The sequence below is a fragment of the Microbacterium schleiferi genome, assembly GCF_038150145.1.
Classification (GTDB): Bacteria; Actinomycetota; Actinomycetes; order Actinomycetales; family Microbacteriaceae; genus Microbacterium; species Microbacterium schleiferi_B.
In genome coordinates this window covers 77,354-92,748 of the sequence record NZ_JBBWSA010000011.1, presented here as the reverse complement: position 1 = coordinate 92,748, position 15,395 = coordinate 77,354, and the positions used below count along the sequence as shown (strand labels likewise).

The 15,395-nt window shown below is 66.4% G+C and carries 16 protein-coding genes and 2 tRNA genes; 9 read left to right on the top strand and 9 right to left on the bottom strand.

All coding sequences use genetic code 11. From position 1 onward, the window contains the following. Positions 1 to 99: 99 nt before the first annotated feature. The 4 genes from AADH62_RS12815 to AADH62_RS12800 all read left to right on the top strand — a co-directional run bounded on the left by AADH62_RS12815 (position 100) and on the right by AADH62_RS12800 (position 2,168). Positions 100 to 173 (top strand) — tRNA-Ile (locus tag AADH62_RS12815). Positions 174 to 183: 10 nt separating this feature from the next. Further along, positions 184 to 256 (top strand) — tRNA-Ala (locus AADH62_RS12810). A gap of 114 nt (positions 257 to 370) precedes the next feature. Then, the gene (locus tag AADH62_RS12805; RefSeq protein WP_341579808.1) at positions 371 to 1,726 is read left to right on the top strand and encodes an NtaA/DmoA family FMN-dependent monooxygenase; all 1,356 of its coding nucleotides are present in this window, start codon (positions 371 to 373) and stop codon (positions 1,724 to 1,726) included. A 4-nt stretch (positions 1,727 to 1,730) separates the two neighbouring features. Then, complete coding sequence (locus tag AADH62_RS12800; protein WP_292712692.1) at positions 1,731 to 2,168, top strand: NUDIX hydrolase; 438 nt, start codon at positions 1,731 to 1,733, stop codon at positions 2,166 to 2,168. Between the two features lie 63 nt (positions 2,169 to 2,231). On the opposite strand, the gene AADH62_RS12795 is transcribed toward AADH62_RS12800, so the two are convergent. Continuing rightward, positions 2,232 to 2,816 carry a DNA helicase gene (locus AADH62_RS12795; protein WP_341579807.1) on the bottom strand — a complete coding sequence of 195 codons (585 nt, stop codon included), beginning with the start codon at positions 2,814 to 2,816 and terminating at the stop codon, positions 2,232 to 2,234. A 94-nt stretch (positions 2,817 to 2,910) separates the two neighbouring features. Here AADH62_RS12795 and AADH62_RS12790 point away from each other — a divergent pair, with 94 nt between their 5' ends. Both AADH62_RS12790 and AADH62_RS12785 read left to right on the top strand, forming a co-directional pair. Further along, positions 2,911 to 3,483, top strand: a complete 573-nt coding sequence (locus AADH62_RS12790) for a peptidylprolyl isomerase (protein WP_341579806.1) — start codon at positions 2,911 to 2,913, stop codon at positions 3,481 to 3,483. Between the two features lie 18 nt (positions 3,484 to 3,501). Beyond that, positions 3,502 to 4,368, top strand: coding sequence for a rhomboid family intramembrane serine protease (locus tag AADH62_RS12785; RefSeq protein ID WP_292712698.1), 867 nt, complete (start codon positions 3,502 to 3,504; stop codon positions 4,366 to 4,368). Positions 4,369 to 4,440: 72 nt separating this feature from the next. On the opposite strand, the gene AADH62_RS12780 is transcribed toward AADH62_RS12785, so the two are convergent. Next, complete coding sequence (locus tag AADH62_RS12780; RefSeq protein ID WP_292712700.1) at positions 4,441 to 4,680, bottom strand: cell division protein CrgA; 240 nt, start codon at positions 4,678 to 4,680, stop codon at positions 4,441 to 4,443. Between the two features lie 114 nt (positions 4,681 to 4,794). Here AADH62_RS12780 and AADH62_RS12775 point away from each other — a divergent pair, with 114 nt between their 5' ends. Genes AADH62_RS12775 through AADH62_RS12765 form a run of 3 tightly spaced genes read left to right on the top strand, consistent with a single transcriptional unit; the run spans position 4,795 to position 6,406 of the window. Further along, entirely contained in the window at positions 4,795 to 5,592 is a 798-nt protein-coding gene (locus tag AADH62_RS12775) for a class E sortase (RefSeq protein WP_341579805.1), read from the top strand. Then, positions 5,592 to 5,747: a hypothetical protein gene (locus AADH62_RS12770; protein ID WP_341579804.1), complete on the top strand. Its 156-nt coding sequence runs from the start codon at positions 5,592 to 5,594 to the stop codon at positions 5,745 to 5,747. The genes AADH62_RS12775 and AADH62_RS12770 overlap by 1 nt, the downstream gene beginning before the upstream one ends. Then, a complete protein-coding gene (locus tag AADH62_RS12765; RefSeq protein ID WP_341579803.1) occupies positions 5,744 to 6,406 on the top strand; it encodes an anthranilate synthase component II in 663 nt (220 codons plus the stop codon). Before AADH62_RS12770 ends, AADH62_RS12765 begins: the two co-directional genes overlap by 4 nt. Positions 6,407 to 6,527: 121 nt before the next feature. On the opposite strand, the gene pknB is transcribed toward AADH62_RS12765, so the two are convergent. The 7 genes from pknB to AADH62_RS12730 form a co-directional block, all read right to left on the bottom strand. Next, entirely contained in the window at positions 6,528 to 8,228 is a 1,701-nt protein-coding gene (gene pknB, locus AADH62_RS12760; protein WP_341579802.1) for a Stk1 family PASTA domain-containing Ser/Thr kinase, read from the bottom strand. 63 nt (positions 8,229 to 8,291) lie between these two features. After that, positions 8,292 to 10,001 (bottom strand): serine/threonine-protein kinase, encoded by a 1,710-nt coding sequence (locus AADH62_RS12755; protein ID WP_341579801.1) that lies wholly within the window; start codon positions 9,999 to 10,001, stop codon positions 8,292 to 8,294. Further along, entirely contained in the window at positions 9,998 to 11,452 is a 1,455-nt protein-coding gene (locus AADH62_RS12750; RefSeq protein WP_341579800.1) for a peptidoglycan D,D-transpeptidase FtsI family protein, read from the bottom strand. Before AADH62_RS12750 ends, AADH62_RS12755 begins: the two co-directional genes overlap by 4 nt. A gap of 16 nt (positions 11,453 to 11,468) precedes the next feature. Continuing rightward, entirely contained in the window at positions 11,469 to 12,860 is a 1,392-nt protein-coding gene (locus tag AADH62_RS12745) for an FtsW/RodA/SpoVE family cell cycle protein (RefSeq protein WP_425355689.1), read from the bottom strand. Between the two features lie 7 nt (positions 12,861 to 12,867). Then, positions 12,868 to 14,109: a PP2C family serine/threonine-protein phosphatase gene (locus AADH62_RS12740; RefSeq protein WP_341579798.1), complete on the bottom strand. Its 1,242-nt coding sequence runs from the start codon at positions 14,107 to 14,109 to the stop codon at positions 12,868 to 12,870. A 13-nt stretch (positions 14,110 to 14,122) separates the two neighbouring features. Continuing rightward, a complete protein-coding gene (locus tag AADH62_RS12735; RefSeq protein ID WP_341579797.1) occupies positions 14,123 to 14,641 on the bottom strand; it encodes an FHA domain-containing protein FhaB/FipA in 519 nt (172 codons plus the stop codon). After that, a complete protein-coding gene (locus tag AADH62_RS12730) occupies positions 14,638 to 15,375 on the bottom strand; it encodes a DUF3662 and FHA domain-containing protein (protein ID WP_341579796.1) in 738 nt (245 codons plus the stop codon). The genes AADH62_RS12735 and AADH62_RS12730 overlap by 4 nt, the downstream gene beginning before the upstream one ends. Between the last annotated feature and the right edge of the window lie 20 nt (positions 15,376 to 15,395).

The following is a 15,395-nucleotide window of genomic DNA, read 5'->3' as shown; positions in this document are numbered from 1 at the left end:
GCTAAGCGAACTCCAGGCAGCCCGCATCCGGATTCGTGGAAAACGCGCCCTGTCGGGTAAAGTCTTGGAGGTTGACGGTGCGATGTGCCGGCACCACACGGGGCTATAGCTCAGGCGGTTAGAGCGCTTCACTGATAATGAAGAGGTCCCAGGTTCAAGTCCTGGTAGCCCCACGCAAGCCCCGGGGCCTTAGCTCAGTTGGTAGAGCGCCTGCTTTGCAAGCAGGATGTCAGGAGTTCGAATCTCCTAGGCTCCACAGTTTTTTCTTCCCGAGGCACTCCCGCCTCTTGCGCAGCGTCATGTGCGTGAAACAGCCGGCGCGTAGCGTTGCGTCACCGCGGCACGCGCGTGCGCGGCGATGGGAGCTGACGTGTCTGTGCTGCGGTTTGGGGTCTTCGAGGTGTACGGCCCGCAAGTGGGTGGCACGCTCAGCTGGCCGCATCCGCTGAGCGACTCGATCGACTTCGCCGACCCCGAGCGCTGGGTGCGCCTTGCGAAGGTGATGGATGCCACCGGATTCGACTTCCTGTTCTTCGCCGACGGGTATGGCTACCCGATCGTCGGCGACGACATCAGCGCGGACGCGGTCGCGCACGGCATCAACTTCTCGGGCTACGACCCGGCGACGCTCCTGCCCGTGCTCATGCGTGAGACATCAGACCTCGGATTCGTCGTCACCGCGACCACCGGAATCGACCACCCCGTGCAACTTGCCCGTCGCTTCTCGACGCTCGATGCGATCTCGGGCGGGAGGATCGGCTGGAACATCGTCACCGGCGCATCGCAGAACGCGGTAGCCGAACTCTTCGGCCACGACGAGATGCTCGCGCACGACACCCGGTACGCGATGGCCGAGGAGTACGTCTCACTCGCGCGGCGGTACTGGGAGGATGCCTGGAGTGACGATGCGCTTGTCGCCGACCGGGCATCCGGGGTGTACGCGCAGCGGTCCGGCATCCACCGCGTGGTCTACGAAGGTGACCATTACCGCTCCCGCGGGTACTACGGCGCCCCGCCCACGCCGCAGCGCACTCCGCTGCTCTTTCAGGCCGGAACATCCCCGGCCGGCAGGGCATTTGCTGCCCGCCACGCCGAGTGCGTCTTCGTGCAGGCGACCACACCAAGCCACACGGCATCGGCGGTCTCCGACCTGCACCGTCGCGCGGCCGAAGCAGGGCGAATGGCGCCGCTCGTGACCATGGCGGGGCTGACCGCCATTGTTGCCGAGACCTCGGCCGAGGCACGGGAACTTGCGGACGAATTTGACCGGATGCAGACCGACGACGTGGTCGCGACCCTCTATGCGGGAAACACGGGCATCGATCTGCGAACCCTCGATCCCGACCAGACCCTGCACCAGGTGCTCGACGCTGGTGGGCCCATCGGACAGATGGGTACCAGCAACATCGAGCGATTCCTGGGCAGCGCCGACAGGCCAGCCCCGACGGTCCGAGAAATCCTCGACGAGCTGCGCGGCCGAGGCACGCGCGGGTTCCGGGTTGTCGGAGACCCGACCGAGGTCGCGGACGGCGTTGAGGAGCTCGCCGCCCGCACTGGACTCGACGGATTCCTCATCGAGCCGGTCTTCGGAACGCGGGACGTTGCGGCGTTCGGAGACCTCGTCCTACCGATCCTCCGTGAGCGGGGTCGGCTCGCGCCGCACCGCGCGGATGCGACGTTCCGGTCGCGTATGCAGGAGACGCAGCCGGCAGCTCCCGTATCGTGAACCCATGGATCTGCGGGTCGCGGCGTACTCGATCGTCATCGACGACGACCGGCGCATGCTGCTCGCGCACTGGAACGAGGGCGGCGCATCCGGATGGACACTTCCCGGCGGTGGTCTCGAGCCGGGCGAGAGTCCGGATGCCGCGGCCCGACGCGAAGTTCAGGAAGAGACCGGCTACCGCGTGGCGCTGGACGAACTTCTCGGTATCCATTCGCGGGTGATTCCCGCCCACCGGCGCCTGGTCCCCGGATCGGACCTGCCGCTGCAGGCACTCCGGATTGTCTATCGCGCCCACGTCACCGGCGGCGAGCTGCGCAACGAGACCGATGGCACAACAGATCGCGCGGATTGGTTTCCGTTGACCCAGGTTCGCAGGCTCAAGCGGGTCAGCCTCGTGAACATCGGCCTACGGATGGCGGGACTCGGTTCCTTCACACGTTGAGAGCGTCAGCACAAACGACTGCGGCGCCCGGAAGCCGAGCGCCGCAGTGAGAGCTGATCTGGATCAGGCGTCGGGAGCGCGCAGCGGGTCGTCGGCAACCCACAGCTCGTCGTCAGCCCGCAGCGTCTGCCACGCGGCGTAGAGCACACCCGCTGCTGCGATCACACCGAGGATGATCGCGAAGACGCCACCGGCACCGATCCCCTGTTTCTGGGGCTCGAGCGCCGAAAGCTTCTTGGACAGCTTCTTCGAGACATCCTTGCCGTACTTGTCGGCGAGCTTGGCGTACTTCTTGGCGTCAGGTGCCGACAGCCCACGGCCCGCGGCGAGCTTCGCGCGAGTCTCGTTTGCCGCGTCCCAGGCAGAGAGTGCGGAACCGACGACGGCTCCGGTCGCGGGGATGGCGCGGTTGGTCAGGAACGACTTGGATGACGCGATTCCGCGCTGCACATACGGCTGCGCGTATCGGCCATACGCCTCCTGGACCTGGGGCACGACCTGTTCGCGGCCGTAGTTGCCCAGCTGCCGACCGGCCTCCCGGGCGATGTCAGCGGCTTCGCCGACCAGCACCTGCTGCGACTCCCAGATGTCGTTCGCGTGCTTCTGGAGCTTGCGGAGTTCCTTCTTGCGCTTGCGGCTGAGGCTCACGGGGCCCTCCCTGTCGTGTCGACGTGGTCTTCCCATCTTGCCATGTGAGCCGCAGACGGGAAGTGTTCACGGCGAACTCTGAAAGAATGGCCACATGCCTCACCACACCGCGGTCGCCACGATCCACACCAACCACGGCGACATCGTCGTCAACCTCTTCGGGGACCAGGCCCCGCGCACCGTCCAGAACTTCGTCGGCCTCTCCGACGGAAGCCGCGAGTGGACGCACCCGGCCACCGGGAAGCCGGGTGAGGGCGCGCTCTACACGGATGTCATCTTCCACCGCATCATCGAAGGCTTCATGATCCAGGGCGGCGACCCCCTGGGCGTCGGTACGGGCGGTCCCGGTTACAGCTTCAACGACGAGATCAGCCCGGAGCTCACCTTCACCGAGCCCTACAAGCTGGCCATGGCCAACGCGGGCCTGCGCCGCAACGCGATCACCGGTCAGCCCGAGGGGACGAACGGCTCCCAATTCTTCATCACGGTTCCCGGTCAGGGCGGTCGTGGTCCCGAGTGGTTGCATGGCAAGCACACGATCTTCGGTGAGGTCGCGGATGAGGACTCGCGCCGTGTCGTCGACGCGATCAGCGCCGTTGCCACCGGCCCGGGCGATCGCCCCATCGAGCCTGTCGTCATTTCGTCGATCGACATCGCTTCGGTCTGACGGGGGGCGGCGTCTGCCGTGACGACTTCCGACGCGTTCCGCAGCAACCGGGACAACTTCTGCTACCGGCATCCTGACCGGCAGAGCTTCGTGCTGTGTCAGCGCTGCATGCGCACCATCTGTCCGGAGTGTCAGACGCAGGCCGCGGTCGGGGTCATCTGCCCGGAGTGCATGCGAGAGCAACGAGCGACGCAGTCGAGCGCGCAGAAGAAGGCCGAGCGCCGCTGGTCGCGCGCGCCGGTGACGGCGGTCGGGACGCAGCGCCCCACCGCGACATACGCCATCATCGCGATCACCGCGGCGGTCTTTGTTCTGCAGCTGTTCATCCCTGCGCTCGAGGGCATGTTCGCCTTCAACAGCGCCTACGTGATCCCATCCATCGCTTTCGAGCCCTGGCGGTTGCTCACCGCGGTCTTCTTGCACTCGAGCTTCTTCCACGTCGGGTTGAACATGCTCGCGCTCTGGATGATCGGGCGGTCGCTGGAGCCGCTGCTCGGGCATGGCCGATTTGTCGCGCTCTACCTGCTCTCCGGACTCGGCGGATCGGTGGGCGTCGCGTTGATCGCGCCTGGGATCTGGGTTGTCGGAGCCTCGGGCGCGGTCTTCGGGCTCCTCGGTGCGCTGCTGGTGATCGGCCGTCACATCGGAGCGAACATCACCGGCATCCTGATCGTGCTCGGCATCAACCTCGTGATCGGGTTCGTTCCGGGCTACAACATCGCATGGCAGGCGCACGTTGGCGGCCTGGTCGTCGGGGCACTCATCGGGCTGGTCTTTGCCCGCACCCGCACGAAGGCCCGACAGCCGCTGCAGATCGGACTTCTCATCGCGATCGGCTTGGGGTTGCTGGCCCTGCTCGCCATCCCTGCCGTGTTCTACGTGTGATTCATCCACAGATTCATCCACACCTGGGGATGAATCACAGCCGTGTAATTCGGTGAGGACGAATCCGTACGGCTAGCGCCAGCGCGTGGTCATCAGGAACCCGACGAAGGCGATGCCGAAACCGATCACGAGGTTCCACGCGTCGATCCCGGGAATCGGGAACTGCATGCCGCTGATGTAGAAGACGAGAACCCACACCAGTCCGAGCAACATGAGTCCGATCATCACCGGCTTGAACCAAACCGGGTTCGGTGCGGAGTCCGCGCTGCTGCTCTCGACGATCGGGTCGTCGTCGTTGCTCTGGCGTGCCATGCGCACAAGTCTAACTGCCAGGGCTCCTCCAGCAGGAGACGAATAGAATCGCCCGAGATGCACGACGCCCGGGGACCTGGGCCTCGTCGAGGACTCCAGACGAAGGGGATGCCCGTGGGTGATGCGGAGCAGACGCCGCACCCGACCCGCCGGTCGCGTCGCCCAGCGAAGCGCCGCCGGCGGGTGAGTGTCCTCGGTGTGATCGGGGAGTTGCTCATCACTCTGGGTGTGCTGGCGTTCCTGTACGTCGGGTGGCAGCTGTGGCTCGGGGATGTGATCCAGGGTGCCCAGAAGAACGCCGCCGGCAGCGAGTTGTCGCAGCAGTGGGCGCGGGTAACGGAGACTGCATCTCCCACGCCGGATGCGTCGGCCTCGCCGGATCCGACAGCGACGACCGAGACCGACGTGACCATCCCCATTCTTGGTCAGCCCGACGATGCGCAAGCCTTCGCCATCATGCGCGTGCCCCGCTGGGGGCCCGACTACAGTGTCACGATCGCAGGCGGTGTGACGCGAGCACGGACGCTCGATCCGATCGGTATCGGCCATTACCCCGGAACGCAGATGCCGGGCGAGACAGGGAACTTTGCGGTCGCCGGCCACCGGACGACCTACGGAAAGCCGTTCTCCGACATCGAGACGCTGCGGATCGGTGACGCGATCGTCGTCGAGACTGAAGCCGGGTGGTACACCTACAGGTTCCGCACTCTTGAGTACGTGAAGCCGACCGAGACGTCGGTCCTTGATGCCGTTCCGCAGATGGATGTCGCGGCCGGCGACGCCTACATCACGATGACCAGTTGCAGTCCGCGCTGGAGCATGACGGAGCGGATCATCGCGTACGGTGTGTTCGAGTCATTCACTCCGCGCGAGGCCGGGCCGCCGGCATCCCTCACGGAAGGAATCGCCTGATGTATGCAGCTCTCTGGCACGTGCTGCCCGGCCCGTGGTGGGCCAAGGTCACGATTCTCGCCGTGATGGCCGCCGCCGTTCTGTACGGCCTGGTCTTCTATGTCTTCCCCTGGATCAGTGAGTTGACCACTCCGCAGGACGCGACGGTCGGGTGAGCGCCGGTTTGCCGAGCGTCGGCCCCGTACTGGTGGTCGACAACCACGACAGTTTCGTCCACACGCTCGTGGGGTATCTGCACGAGTTGGGCGCTACGACCGTCATGGTGGAGGCTGACCAGATCACCGCGGATGCCGTTGCGCGGCTCGTCGGTGATCATGCGGGCATCCTCATCTCCCCCGGGCCCGGGCGCCCCGCCGACACTGCGGCGTCGCAGCATCTCGTCCGGGAGGCCGTCGAGCAGGGTGTTCCCGTGCTCGGGGTGTGCCTCGGACACCAAGTGATCGCCGAGGCGTTGGGTGCTCGGGTGTCCGTGGCTCCGGAACTGTTCCACGGTGTCACCTCGCCGGTGACTCACGATGGGTCGATGCTGTTCACCGGCATCCCGTCGCCGTTCATCGCCAACCGGTATCACTCACTCTCGGTTGATGCCGACACGATTCCCGAGAGCCTTGTCATCACCGCCCGCACCGACAGCGGGATCGTGATGGGTATCGCCCACCGGGACGCGCCGCTGTGGGGTGTGCAATTCCACCCCGAGAGCGTGCTCACCGAAGGCGGCTACCGGCTGCTGGCGAACTGGCTCGAACGGGTCGGCCACCCGGACGCCGTCGAACGATCGGGCAGGCTCCGTCCACACGTCGCCGCCGGTGTCTGAGTAACCCGTCGCGAGACTGCACCGTGCCCGTGAGGCCGCGCGCTCTACGAGCTCTCTCGCGGGCAGGATGCAGTCTCGGCAGCCTGATGAGCCGAGGTCAGCGGGCGGGAGGAGTGGCGGATCAGCCCGCGCAGTAGGTCAAGGTGATCGTCGAGCGCACCGGCACCTCACCGGGCGCGAGAGACTGCGCGATGACGACAGGCGGGGTGGCCGCGGGGCACGACGTGTCTTCCTGCGTTTCGACCGTCAACTGGGTGTCGGGGGCTTCGAGTTCCCGCGTTGCTGCCTCGACGGTGTAGCCGGTGACGTCGTTGATCAGAACACGACCCGTCGCAACGACGAGATCGACGCTGCTGCCGACTGCGACCTCGTCGCCGCCTGCCGGGTCTGCAGCGATCACGATTCCGGCGTCGAGGGCGGGATCGTTGCGCGAGGTCACCGTGCCCACCTTCAGACCGACCTGCTCGAGGGCCTGCGCGGCAGTCTCCTGGGTCAGGCCCGTGAGCGCCGGCACTGCCACGAGCTCCTGTCCCGTCGAAACGTAGACCTTGATCTGCTGGTTCACCTCGACGGAGACATCCGTGCCGGGGTCGGTGCGAATGACGTTTCCTTCGGCCACCGTGACGCTTGATTCTTCGACGCGCACCGGAACCAGATCGTTGGCGGTCAGTTCCTCCGCGGCGCGTTCGTAGGTCATGCCTGTCACGTCGGGGACGATCCGCGAGTTGCTCGGGACATTCTCGCCGCCGCGCGGAATGGTAAGTACCCAGAACAGTACAGAGATCAGCAACACAGCGAGGATCGCGACGCCCGCCCACACCCACGCCACCGGGGGACCCGACTGTGTGCGTCGCATCGTCGTGTCGGTCGAAAGCTGTCGGAGCGAACGCGCGGTCTCCGCGGCCTGCCGCGGGTTAGGGCCGTACAGCTCACTGGTCAGCGTTCCCAACTGCCGACGCGAGGGCGCCTTGCCGGTCAGGGCATGAGTCAGCGCGGCCCGAAAGGATGCAGCGTCTTGGTACCGCTGGTAGGGATCCTTCGCGAGAGCGCGAAGCACGACGGCATCCAACGCACGCGGGATCTCTTCATTGATCTCCGACGGTGTGAGCGGAGTCTCGCTGACGTGCTGGTAGGCGACGGCGACCGGGGACTCACCCCGAAATGGCGCACGACCGGTCAGCAGCTCATAGAGCACGACACCCGTGGAGTACAGGTCCGCACGAGCATCGACCGGTTCCCCCTTCGCCTGCTCGGGCGAGAAGTAGGCGGCAGTGCCGAGGATCGCGGTGGTCTCGGCAACGGTTGACGACGAATCCGAAACCGCGCGAGCGATACCGAAGTCCATCACCTTGATGTGATCGTCGGGGGTGACCATGACGTTGCCGGGCTTGATGTCGCGGTGCACGACGCCCGCGCGGTGCGAGTACTCGAGGGCCTCAAGGATGCCGTCGGCATACGCGACGGCACGCTCGGCCTCCACGGGACCGTCCTCGATCACGCCCTTCAGAAGGCGCCCCGTCACCAGCTCCATGACGATGTAGGGAACGGGCTGGGTCGTCCCGTCGGGAAGAGACTCGGTCTCTTCGCCGGCGTCGAACACGCGCACGATGGTCGGGTGCGACATCCGCGACGCAGCCTGCGCTTCCAGACGGAAGCGCGTGCGGAAGCCGGCGTCGCGCGCCAACTCGGGATTGAGGATCTTGATGGCCACGTCGCGACCGAGCGTCAGATCGTATCCGCGGTACACCGAGGCCATGCCGCCGCGGCCGATCGACTCGTCGATCCGGTAGCGGCCCGACAGCACGCGAGAATCGTCGGTCACACTACCCCTCCCTGACTGAGCCAGTCTTCTCAGCCTAGTCGAGCGCTTCCTGTGAACCTCCGGTCAGGGCGTGGTGGTCGGGTTAGGGGTCGAGGCGGGTTGGATCTGAACCTGCATCTTCGGCGAGGCATCCGATGTCCGCTGCTCGGACCCGCTACACAGTGCCGTGTATGACGCCGTCAGGGTCTGACCGGCGGCGTTGGCGATGAGGATCGCCTCCTCACGGTCGTTCGGGGGGAACGTGCGCTGCGACGTGCCGTCGACCGTGAAGACCGCGTTTTGCAGTGTGACGGTATAACCACTGAGGGTTCCCGTGCCGGTCGGACAGGTGAAACTGTCCCAGGTCAGCGTGACGGTGGACCCCGCAGCAGCAGGCGCACCACCCTGGATAGCGGGCGGGTTGCTCGGTCCGCCGATCGGGGTGACCTGGCCGTAGCACGAGATCGTGAGCGCCTTCGTCGGCTCGATGTTTCCGGTCGGGTTGACCTGCCAGACGACACCGACCTGCGAGTCATCCGGAGCCGGCGTGCCCGTGTCTGTGACGACTTCGAGCACACCTGCACTCTTCGCCGTCTGCACTGCCTGCTCGCACTGCATGCCCACCAGGTTCAGTGCGTCGATGTTGATGCGCGTCTCGCTGGGCGAGGGCGTCGGTGTCGATGCGCTGGGCGACGGCGCCGACGACGAACTGGTCGGTTCAGGCGCCGGCTGCTGGTTGGCAACGAGAGCCCAGATCGTGCCGCCGAGAACAAGAACCAGCAGCACGATGAGTGCAACGAGCGGCCACGTCCACGGGCTGCGCTTGCGTGGCGCGGGCTCTTCGGCCGGGGTCTCCGGAGCAGGCATCAGCCGGGTCTCGGCGGATGTCGCGGCGGACGTCAGCAGGGCTGTTGCGTCGTCGTCGGCGATTGCTCCCGTGGCGATCGCGGGGATCGCTGCTGCTGCCGCGGCGACGTCGCCTCGACGAAGCGCCGTTGCGGAGCGAGCGACGGCAGCGGCGGTGGCGGGGCGGTCCTCGGGCTTCTTGGCGATCATCGCCATCACGAGGTTCTGCACCGGCACAGCGACGGTCGGGGGCAGCGGCGGCGGCTGCTCGTTGATCTGGGCCATCGCGATCGCGACCTGCGACTCGCCCGTGAACGGGCGTTTGCCTGCCAGGCACTCGTAGGCGACGATGCCGAGCGAGTAGATGTCGGTGGCGGGGGATGCCGGGTGACCGGATGCCTGCTCGGGCGAGAGGTACTGCACCGTGCCCATGACCTGACCGGTGGCGGTCAGGGGAACCTGGTCGGCGATGCGAGCGATACCGAAGTCGGTGATCTTCACGCGGCCGTCGGGGGTGATCAGCAGGTTGCCCGGCTTGATGTCACGGTGTACGAGACCGGCGGCGTGTGCCGCCTGCAGGGCTGCCGAGGTCTGGGCGATGATGTCGAGCGTCTTGTCGGTCGACAGCGAACCGTCGCGCTCGAGGATGGTCGAGAGAGCCTCACCCGGCACGAGTTCCATGACCAGGAACGCGCTGCCGTTCTCTTCGCCGTAGTCGAAGACGCTGGCGATGCCCTCGTGGTTGACCAGGGCAGCGTGCCGGGCCTCGGCGCGGAACCGCTCCAGAAACCCGGGGTCGCCCATGTACTCGTCTTTGAGGATCTTGATCGCGACCGTGCGTCCGATGACGTGGTCTGTTGCTTCCCAGACCTCGCCCATCCCGCCGATCGCGATCCGCGAATCCAGCTCGTAACGGCCTCCGAAGGTCACACCCTGCGTCGGTCTCATTTGTTCAGCACCGCCTCCATGACCTTCTTCGCGATCGGGGACGCGATGAGGTCCCCGTATCCCGACTGACCCATTCCGCCACCGTTCTCCACGACGACTGCCACTGCCACCTCGGGATCGTCGGCGGGCGCGAACCCGGTAAACCAGAGGGTGTACGGCTTGTCGGGTCCGTTCTCCGCCGTACCCGTCTTACCGGCCACGTCGACGCCCTCTATTCTTGCATTCGAGGCGGCGCCGTTTTCGACATTCGCAACCATCATGGCGACCATCTCCTCGTTCAGCTCGGGACTGAGTGCCTCACCGAAAACCGTGCTCTCGAACGTCTGCTGTACCGACAGATCCGGGCCGATGACCTGATCGACCATTCGGGGGTTCATGACGATCCCGCCGTTGGCGATTCCGGCCGAGACCATCGCCATCTGTAGCGGTGTCGCGGTCACCTGCCCCTGGCCGAAGCCGGTGAGGGCGGTCTGCGGGGCATCGAGCCCGCGGGGATAGCTCGAGGCAGTCGAGTCCAGAGGAATGCTGAACGACAGGTTGAAGCCGAACTTCTCGGCCTGCTGACGGATCGCCTCGTCCCCCAGTTGCACGGCAAGCTGAGCCATCGGGATGTTGCAGCTCAGGCGCAGCGCGTCGGCGATGGATACGGTTTCGCCGGGACCGCACGTGCCACCGCTGGAGTTGCGGATCGTGTTCGACGACTGCGGCAGTTGCCAGATGGCGGGGTTCGGGATCTGCGACTCGGGCGTGTACTGCCCTGACGCGAGAGCCGCGGCGACGACGACAATCTTGAACGTCGACCCCGGCGGGTTGAGATCCCCTGCGATCGCGCGGTTGTACAGCGGGTTCGCCGGATCGGCGAGCAGCGCGGCGTAGTCAGTCTCCACCTGAGCGGTGTCATGCGACACGAGCAGATTAGTGTCGTAGCTGGGGCTTGTGACCATCGCGAGGACTCGCCCGGTATCGGGCTCGATGGCGATGACCGCGCCCTGGAGGTCGCCGAGCGCCTCATACGCGGCCCGCTGGACGTCGGCATCCAGCGACAGCACGACGTTGGAGCCGCGCGGAGGTTGTCCGGTAAGGATCTGTTCGATGCGCGAGAGGAACTGCGAGCTCGCTGTACCGCTGAGCTCGTCGTTCATCGCCTGCTCGATGCCGGTGGCTTGCCCGACGACAGGGATCACTCCGGTCACGGGGGCCCACATGTCGGGGTCGACGTAGACGCGCTGCCAGCTGAAGACGTCGCTCGAGGGCACGGATGATGCGATAGCCGAGCCGCTGGCAATAATGGATCCGCGCTGCACCTCGTAGGAGTCATAGAGGGCGCGCTTGTTCTGCGGGTAGTCGGCGAGGTCCGCTGACTGGATCCCCTGGATCCAGGTGGTCGACGCGAACAGCGCGAGGAACATCATGAGCACCAGGATGCTCAGCCGCCGCAACTCCTTGGTCATCGTGCGATCACCCCCGTCATCCGATCACCGCGCGAGGACGGCTGCGGACGGCATCCGAGATGCGAAGCAGCAGAGCCACGATGATCCAGTTGGCAACCAGCGATGATCCGCCCGCCGCGAGGAAGGGTGTCGTCAGGCCCGTCACCGGGATGATGCGCGTGACTCCGCCGACCATGATGAACACCTGGAGGGCGATCGTGAAGGCAAGCCCGGTGGCAAGGAGCTTGCCGAAGTCGTCTTGCCCTGCGACGCCGATCCGGATGCCGCGCGCGACGAACACCATGTACAGCAGCAGGATCGCGAATACCCCGGCAAGGCCGAGTTCTTCACCGAGGCTCGGCAGGATGTAGTCGCTCTGCGAGAGCGGCGTGATGTAGGGGCGACCTTGTCCGAGCCCGGTGCCGATGAGCCCGCCGTGGGCGAGGCCGTAGATCCCCTGCACGAGTTGGTAGCTGCCGCCGGTGGCGTCGATGCGCTCGACGTTGAAGGGATCGAGCCAGTTGTCGAAGCGTCCGCCGACGTAGGACAACACGCGCGAAGCGAAGAAGGCTCCGGCTCCGGCCAGCACGAGACCGATCACGACCCAGGAGGTCTTGCCTGTGGCGACGTACAGCATCGCGACGAACATCCCGAACAGCAGCAGCCCCGTGCCGAGGTCGCGTTGCAGGACGATGATGCCGAGCGAGATCAACCAGAGCACGAGGAGGGGACCGAGCTCCCGCGCTCGCGGCCACGTCATGCCGAGGAACCGGGTGCCGACAGAACTCAGGCTTTCGCGGGTGCGCACGAGGTATCCGGCGAAGAAGATCGCCAGGGAGATCTTCGCGAGTTCTCCGGGCTGGAACGAGAAGATCCCGAGCGAGACCCACACGTCGGCGTTCGCATCGGTGCCCAGACCCGGCACGATCGGGAGCAGGAGCAGGGCGATTCCCGCGAACCCGAAGATGTAGGTGTACCGGAACAGCACGCGGTAGTTGCGCAGCGCGATCACGACGGCGAGGCATCCGAGGATCGCGATGCCCGCCCACGCGAGCTGGCGAACTGACGCCGCATCCCACCCCTCTGCGCCGATAGCGAGGTCGATGCGGTAGATCATCGCGATCCCGAGCCCCGTGAGCAGCGTCGCGATCGGCACCACGAAGGGGTCGGCATCGCGCGCCCAGACGCGCAGCGCGATGTGGACGGCGATGACCGTGGTGAACAGTCCGCCGAATGCGATGAGGTAACCGGGGGCGATCTCGCCCATGACGCCGAGCTGGACGAGTACGAGGGCACCGAGGGAGAGCACCAGAGCGAACAGCAGCAGGCCGAGCTCGCGGTTTCGCTGCTTCTGCGGGGTCCGCAACCTCTTGAGCGCGCGGACGACCGCCGTATCGGCCGAGATCTCGGCTGCCGGTTCACGCGTGATCGCGGGGTCAGCCACTGGGTACCTCCGCCCGGGATTCGATCCTGTCGACGATGGCCCGCGCGTCGGCAAGGGATCGCGCCGAGATCGTACGCTCGACGGTAGCTCGGTCGAAGGACTGCAGATCGGCGAGCAGGATCCCGGTGTCTTCGTACGGGGTCGATAGCGAGATCGGACCGATGTTCTGCTGGATGCCGCGGTAGATGACCACGGTGTCGTCGTCGGCGCCCACGAAGAAGCGCGTCTGCGTCCACTGGTAGGCGCCGAAGAGCGCGACGCCGATCATCGCAAGCACGATCACGAAGCCTGCGATCCAGGCGAGCCTGCGGCGACGCGAGCGGCGCCGGTCCTCTTCGATGAGCTCTTCGAGGAATTCGGGCGCCGGTTCGAAGTGCGTCGGCTCGTTGGCGGCCTGCCGCGCGGGGTGCAGCCAGCTCGTGCGGGAGCTGCGGGCTGCAGGAACGTCGATGCCCTCGGGGTTGGACGCCGAGCCGACAACCGTCGGGGTTCCCGAGAACAGTGGATGCCGCCCCCCGACATCCACGAGCACGATCGTGACGTTGTCGGGAGCTCCGGCATCCAGGGCCATCTTCAGAAGAGCGTCAGCGGTGCGGGCAGGAGCAAGATCTGCGCCGAGCGCCTTGGCCGTCTGTGTGTCGGGGACGACGCCGCACAGTCCGTCGGAGCACAGGAGCCACCGGTCGCCCGGCTGAGTCGGCATGACGAACGTGTCGATCTCGGGGTTCGGCGACATGTCGCCGAGCACGCGCATCAGCACCGAGCGGCGCGGGTGGTAGCGCGCTTCCTCGGGGGTGATGCGACCCGAATCGACAAGACGCTGGACGAACGTGTGATCGGTGGTGATCTGGGTCAGCGCTCCGTCGCGGTACAGATACACGCGGGAGTCGCCGATGTGGGCGATGACGGCGTAGTCGTCGACCATCGCGAGGGCGCTGACTGTCGTTCCCATGCCGGCGAGTTCCGGGCGTGCGGCGACGGTGTCGATGAGGGCGGCCGCGGTGTCGGTGATCGCCTCGCCGAGTGCCCGTTCGGCTGCGGCGGGCGAGTCGAAGGGGCGGTCGAGGTCCGCGAGTTGCGCGATCGCGATGCTCGAGGCCACGTCGCCGCCGGCGTGGCCGCCCATCCCGTCAGCGACGATGAACAGGTTGGATCCGGCGTACCCGGAGTCCTGGTTGTTCGATCGCACCTTGCCGGTGTGCGACAGCGCCGCGCTGGATCCTTCGAAGACCATGACGGGTCGGCCGTTACTTCCGCAGCTCGAAGGTCGTGGCGCCGACCTTGATCGGGGCTCCGATCTTCACCTCGACCGGCGCACTCACACGCGCACCGTCATGCCACGTGCCGTTTGTCGAATCGAGGTCCTGCAGCATCCACTGCTCGCCCCAGAGCAGCAGGCGGGCGTGGTGGCTCGAGGTGTAGTCGTCACGGATGACCAGGCCCGACTCGCTGGAGCGCCCGATCGTCAGCGGCTCGGTTCCCAGGGGGAGTTCGAGACCGGCCTTCGGGCCACTCGTGATCACGATGCGCGAAACCGTGTCTTTCGTCGCGGGTCCGCCGGCATCTCCGGAGGGTGCCGGCGGTGGCGAGGGTGCGACCGGTGCCGTTTCGCGCCGAACAGGTCCGACCGGCGCTGCAGCTTCCGGCATCCGTCGAACTCGCACGCCGAACACGTCGGCGCGCAGGGCATAGACGACGGCGAACACGAAGAACCACAGCAGCAGCAGGAACCCGATCTGCAGCAGCAGAAGTGTCAGCTCACTCATGCGCGTCCGCCCCCGTCGAACACGTCGAAAGCCCGCGTGGCATCGGATGCCGGCTGTCGGGCCGGCGCGGAGGCCTGCGCGACGATGCGGAACACCATGTCGGTGCGGCCGATCGTGATGGTGGAGTCCGGCGGCAGGGGAGACTCGCTGATCTTGCGACCGTTCAGCAGCGTGCCATTGGTCGACCCGAGGTCGCGCACCATCGCGCGCTCGCCGTCCCAGAGAACCTCGACGTGCCTGCGGCTCGTGCCGGCATCCGCAAGCGTAATGTCTGCGTCGCTACCGCGGCCGATCACGGTGCGGGCCTTCACGAGCGGATGCCGCTGGCCCGCGATGTCTAGAACACCGCGCCACGACACTGACCCCTGCGCGGTCGTTGAGTCGACCTGCAGCGTTCCGGTCGAGAGGGCATCGTCTCGGCGAATGGTCACCGAGACGGGGCCGGCGAAGGTATATCCCTGCGATCGCGCGTGCTTCGTGACGAGCTCGGCCAGTTCGTCGACGAGCGGTTGACCGATCGCCTGCATCCGTTCGTCGTCGGCGGGTGCCAGCCGGACGGTGAAGGTGTTCGGGGCGAGGATCCGGTCCCGGGCCACCACGGCAGCCTTCTTGTCGAGTTCGCTGCGCAGGGCGGATGCGATCTCGACGGGTTGGATCCCGCTACGGAAGGTCTTCGCGAACGCGCCGTTCACGGCGCGTTCGAGCCCCTTCTCGAAGCTGTCAAGTAGTCCCACGGATCTCCTCAGGCAGGCAG